Origin of the sequence: Sphingomonas segetis, from assembly GCF_009720245.1 — a bacterium.
GTDB classification, from domain to species: Bacteria; Pseudomonadota; Alphaproteobacteria; order Sphingomonadales; family Sphingomonadaceae; genus Sphingomicrobium; species Sphingomicrobium segetis.
The window spans coordinates 1-5,284 of record NZ_WJSQ01000165.1 but is presented as its reverse complement, the minus strand read 5'-3'; the positions used below and the strand labels follow the sequence as shown (position 1 = coordinate 5,284).

The following is a 5,284-nucleotide window of genomic DNA, read 5'->3' as shown; positions in this document are numbered from 1 at the left end:
GGCCGACGGCGACCGCAAGCGGCGGCGAGCGCCGGCGCGCCGCGATCGCCCGTGCGCTCGGATCGAACCCCGACGTGCTGCTTCTCGACGAGCCGACCAACCATCTCGACCTCGGTGCGATCGAATGGCTCGAGGACTGGCTCAAGCGCTTCAAGGGCGCGTTCATCGCGATCAGCCACGACCGCACCTTCCTCACGCGGCTGACGCGTTCGTGCCTGTGGCTCGACCGCGGCGAGCTTCGGCGCGCCGAGATCGGCTTCGGCGGGTTCGAGGCGTGGACCGAGCGCGTCTACGACGAGGAGGCGCGCGCCGCCGAGAAGCTCGATGCGAAACTCAAGATCGAGCTTCACTGGCTCCAGCGGGGCGTCACCGCGCGCCGCCGCCGCAACCAGGGACGGCTCACCAAGCTCCACGAGATGCGGGCGCAGCGGGCAGCGATGCTCGGCGCCGCGGGCACAGCCAAGCTGGCGCTCGCGAAGGACGACGTGCGCTCGAAGACGGTGATCGAGGCGGACCAGGTCGGCAAGAGCTTCGGCGAGCGGCAGATCATCCGCGATTTCACCCTGCGCATCCAGCGCGGCGACCGCATCGGCGTCGTCGGTCCGAACGGCGCAGGCAAGACGACTTTGCTCAAGCTGCTGACCGGCGAGGTCGAGCCCGACAGCGGCACGGTGACTCTGGCCAAAACGTTGAGCGGCATCGTCATCGACCAGCAGCGCAAGCTGATGGAGCCGCAGCGGCGGGTGAAGGACGTGCTCGCCAATGGCGGCGACTGGATCGACGTCCGCGGCCACAAGAAGCACATCAAGGGATACCTGAAGGAATTCCTGTTCGATCCGGCGATCGCCGACGCGCCGATCGGCTCACTGTCCGGGGGCGAGCGCTCGCGCCTCCTGCTGGCCCGCGAGTTCGCGCGCGAGGCGAACCTCCTCGTGCTCGACGAGCCGACAAACGACCTCGACCTCGAAACGCTGGATCTGCTGCAGGAAGTGATCGCCGATTACGAAGGCACGGTGCTCATCGTCAGCCACGACCGCGACTTCCTCGACCGGACGGTGACGATCACGCTCGGGCTCGACGGCTCCGGCAAGGTCGACATCGTCGCCGGCGGCTACGAGGACTGGGTAAGCAAGAGGTATGAGGCCGTTCGCTCCTCCCCCTCGGGGGGAGGTGGCGGCCGCAAGGCCGCCGGAGGGGGCAGTGCTCCGACCCCCTCAGTCAGCTCCGCTGACAGCTCCCCCAGAGGGGGAGCGGCAAGGAAGCTCACCTACAAGGACCAGCGCGACTACGACCGTCTGCCCGGGGAGATCGAGCGGTTGCAGGCGGACATCGCAGCGGCCGAAGAAGCGCTCAGCGACCCCGACCTCTACACGCGTGATCCGAAGCGCTTCGGAGAGCTCACCGAGCGCATCGCCCGCCAGCGCGCCGACATCGAGGCCGCCGAAGTGCGCTGGCTCGAAGTTGCGGAGATGCTGGAGGCGCTTGCGCGCTAGCCGCGCTCGCCGTGCTTCGGCGCAGGCTGCGCCATCGCGCCCGCGATCGCCGCCGTCCGCTCCCGTATCCGCCGCTCGAGGATGCTGAGCGGCATCGCGCCTTCGAGCAGCACGTCGTGGAAGCGCTTGAGGTCGAAACGGTCCCCGAGCGTCCGCTGCGCTTCGGCGCGGGCGCGGGTCCAGGCGGTGTGGCCGACCTTGTAGCTGCACGCCTGGCCGATCATCGTGCAATAGCGCTCGACTTCGCGCTGCGAGCGCGGGCGGGCGTAGCCGGTCGTCTGCACCATGTAATCGGTCGCCTGCTCGCGGCTCCAGCGCTTGGCGTGGATGCCGGTGTCGACCACGAGCCGAGCGGCGCGGAACAGGAAGGACTGGAGGAATCCCGAACGCCCGAGCGGGTCGCTGGCATAGGCTCCGAGCTCGTCGGCGAGCTGCTCGGCATACAGCGCCCAGCCTTCGGAATAGGCCGAGAAGAAGCCGAGCTTCCTCAGCGTCGGGATGTCCTTCGATTCCTGCGAAATGCTGATCTGGAGGTGATGGCCGGGCACGCCCTCGTGATAGCAGAGCGTCGGCAGGGTGAACTTGGGCCAGTCGCCCATGTCCTTGAGATTGATGAAGTAGATCGCGGGCCGCGACCCGTCGAGCGCGGCGCGGTTGTAATAGCCGTTCGACGCGCCGTCCTGGATCTCCGGCGGCACGCGCCGGATTTCGAGCGGCTGGTTCGGAAGCGTGTCGAACGCCTGGGGCAGGCGCCCGTACATGTCTTTGACCACCTCGTTGAGATAGGCGAGCAGCTCGGCCCGGCCGGCATCGCTGTCGGCGTACAGCTGCGACGGAGTCTTGCTGACCGCACCGAGTCGCTCGCCGACGCTGCCTTGGGTATAGCCCTGGCTCCTCAGGATCTTATCCAGCTGGGTGGTGATGTCGGCGACCTGGTCGAGGCCCATCTGGTGGACTTCGGCGGGCGTGAAATTGGTGGTGGTCGCCTGGCGCAGCGCTTCGGCGTAAATCGCTTCGCCGTCAGTGAGGCGCCACGCGCCGTCGCCGGGCCGCGTGGTCGGCTTGAGCTGTTCCATCGCCGCCATCTGCCGGTCGAGCGCGGGATAGATGCTCCTGCCGACGATTGCCGAGGCTTGTTGCTGCCAGTCTCCGCCGATGCCTTTCGCGCCCGCGCGCTTGACGATCGACCGAACCATCGAATTCCGCTCGGGCGACGGCGCGCGCAGCTTGCCCATCTGCCCGAGCGCCAGGTCGATCGACCAGGACGGTGCGAGGAAGCCGCGAGCCGCCTGCGCGCGTTGCTCGGCCGTGTCGTTGTCGAGCACGGTCGCGAATTGCTGGAGGCGCGACAGATAGGCTTCCGCATCCGCTTTGTCGTTGATCGTGTGCGCGGTGTTGAGGAAGTCGGGAATCGAGAAATAGGCGCCGCCCTGCTGAGTGATCGGGTAGGGCCGCTGCGCGGAATCGATGTCCCATCGCGCCGGCGCCTGCGTTGCCGTGTCGAGCGAATAGAGGACGACCTCGCGGTTGAGCTGAGCAGCATCGCCGAGCGTCGCGGTCCCGACCGACTGCACCTCGGCGATGTACCTGCGCGTCCGAGCAAGATCCTCGCGCCGGGCGGCGCCTTGCGGCCGCGTGTCGAGCTTGGACTTGAGGTCCGCATTGACGCCTTTGTCGAGCCCGAGCGAGGTGGCGAGCCGCGGCGAATGCCGCACCATGTCCTTGAAGATGCGGTCGAAGGTCTCGTTGAGCCGCACGTCGCCGCTGGCGGACTTGGCGATTGCCCCGAGAGCACCCGTTTCCGCGAACGGGAGAAGCGCGAGCGTGGCGGAGGTGGCGAGAAACGAGCGGCGGTCCATCGGCGATCCTGTGATCTGGAGGAGGATGCCACGACCTTAACGCCGCGGCCCGGCGCCGCAAATGCGTTCGTCGAAGGGAGGGGAGCGTTGGTCGGGCGCTAGGCGCTCAGCCGGTACTGCTTGAGCAGGTCGTAAAGCGTCGGCCGGCTGATGCCGAGCAGCTTCGCCGCGCCGGAGATATTGTTGTCGGTGCGGCTCATCGCCTGGCGGATCGCCTTCCGATCCGCGACCTCGCGCGCGGCGCGCAGGTTGATCGGCAGCACCTCGTCGCTCGGAACGATCCCGGCCTGAAGGTCGAGATCGCCCGCGGTAACGCTCTTTCCGTCCGCCATGATCACCGCGCGCTTGATTCGGTTCTCGAGCTCACGGACGTTGCCGGGCCAGCCATGGGCGTCGATCGCATCGATCGCGTCCGGGCTCAGCCCCTGGACGCCCGGATTGAGCTCGCGCCCGAAGCGGTTGACGAAGTGCCGCGCCAGCAGCACCGCGTCGCCCGATCGCTCGGCAAGCGACGGGATTTTCACCACGATCTCAGCGAGCCGGTAATAAAGGTCTTCGCGGAAGCGGCCGTCGGCGGTCATTGCGTCGAGGTCCTGGTGCGTTGCGCACACGATGCGGGTGTCGACCGCGATTGCGCTGCGCCCGCCGATCCGCTCGATCACGCGCTCCTGCAGGAACCGCAGCAGCTTGACCTGAACCGGCAGCGGGATGTCGCCGACCTCGTCGAGGAACAGGGTCCCTCCTTCGGCGAGCTCGATCTTGCCGATGTTCGACTTGACCGCGCCGGTGAAGGCGCCGCGTTCGTAGCCGAACAGCTCCGCCTCGAGCAGGTTCTCGGGGATCGCGGCGCAGTTGATGGCGACGAACTCGCCCCTGCGCCCGCTCTTCTCGTGAACCGCGCGGGCGAGCAGCTCCTTGCCGGTGCCGCTGGCTCCGAGCAGCATCACCGAGACGTCCGCGCTCGCCACCCGCTCGATCGTCCGCGCGACCTTGAGCATCTCCGGCGCGGCGGTGATGATCGAGCCCAGCACCGTCGCCGCGCCTCCGCCTTCGAGGCGGCGGTTCTCTTCCTCGATCTCATGGACGTGGAATGCGCGGGCGACGATCAGCCCGAGGTCGTCGATGTCGACCGGTTTTTTGTAAAAATCATAGGCGCCCATCGCGATCGCCTTGAGCGCGCTTTCGCGCGCGCCGTGGCCGCTGGCGACGATGACCTTGGTGTCGGGCTTGAGACGCAGGATCTCGGCGAGAGTCGCGAAACCCTCCTCCGTCCCGTCTGGGTCGGGCGGGAGCCCGAGGTCGAGCGTGACGACCGCCGGCTCGTGCGCCCGCAGCGCATCGATGGCGCTTCGCCTGTCGCTCGCGCACACGACCTCATAGCCGTCGTAGGCCCATTTGAGCTGCCGCTGGAGCCCTTCGTCGTCCTCGACGACGAGCAGCACTTTCATATCTTCGCTCATGCGATCTTCCGTTCGGGTTCGCTCGCCGTGTCCGCGGCGGGCAGGGTGATGGTGAAGGTGGTCCCGCGGCCGGGCCGGCTCTCGACGTCGAGGCGGCCGCCCATCGCGGTCACCAGCGCGCGCGCCTCGAACGCGCCGATTCCGAACCCGCCGGGCTTGCTCGACGCGAATGGCTGGAACAGCCGGTTGCGGATGAAGTCGCCGTCCATGCCGACGCCCCTGTCGGCGACCGCGATGGCGGTAGACCGACGGTCGCTGCTGACGCGAACCGTAACGGGGGTGCCGCTGCTCGCATCGAGCGCGTTCTGGATCAAATGTTCGACGGCCTGCTCGAGCGCGCCGGCATCGACCAGCGCACACAGGCCCGCATCCCCGAGCAGCTGGACGTCGCGATCGCGGCGGCGGGCGGCGATTGCCGCGGTCAGGATCGGCCGCAGCGGCTGCGCCTCGACCCGCTGCACCCGCGCCGACG

At 68.2% G+C, this 5,284-nt stretch carries 4 protein-coding genes; 1 reads left to right on the top strand and 3 read right to left on the bottom strand.

The features are described 5' to 3' along the window. Positions 1–1,493 (top strand): ATP-binding cassette domain-containing protein (locus GH737_RS12635; RefSeq protein WP_155265161.1); only part of this gene is annotated, 1,493 nt, incomplete at its 5' end. Here GH737_RS12635 and GH737_RS12630 read toward each other — a convergent pair. From GH737_RS12630 to GH737_RS12620, 3 genes are all read right to left on the bottom strand, one after another. After that, complete coding sequence (locus tag GH737_RS12630; RefSeq protein ID WP_155265160.1) at positions 1,490–3,352, bottom strand: DUF885 domain-containing protein; 1,863 nt, start codon at positions 3,350–3,352, stop codon at positions 1,490–1,492. The genes GH737_RS12635 and GH737_RS12630 overlap by 4 nt on opposite strands. A 98-nt stretch (positions 3,353–3,450) precedes the next feature. Then, the gene (gene prsR, locus GH737_RS12625) at positions 3,451–4,812 is read right to left on the bottom strand and encodes a PEP-CTERM-box response regulator transcription factor (RefSeq protein WP_155265159.1); all 1,362 of its coding nucleotides are present in this window, start codon (positions 4,810–4,812) and stop codon (positions 3,451–3,453) included. Then, the coding region (locus GH737_RS12620; RefSeq protein ID WP_196233162.1) for an ATP-binding protein at positions 4,809–5,284 on the bottom strand (476 nt) is incomplete at its 5' end. The genes prsR and GH737_RS12620, both read right to left, overlap by 4 nt.

Excerpts from the sequence above, each read along its gene's own strand:
- GH737_RS12630 (WP_155265160.1), bottom strand. The coding sequence starts at position 3,352 with ATGGACCGCCGCTCGTTTCTCGCCACCTCCGCCACGCTCGCGCTTCTC.
- prsR (WP_155265159.1), bottom strand. The coding sequence starts at position 4,812 with ATGAGCGAAGATATGAAAGTGCTGCTCGTCGTCGAGGACGACGAAGGG.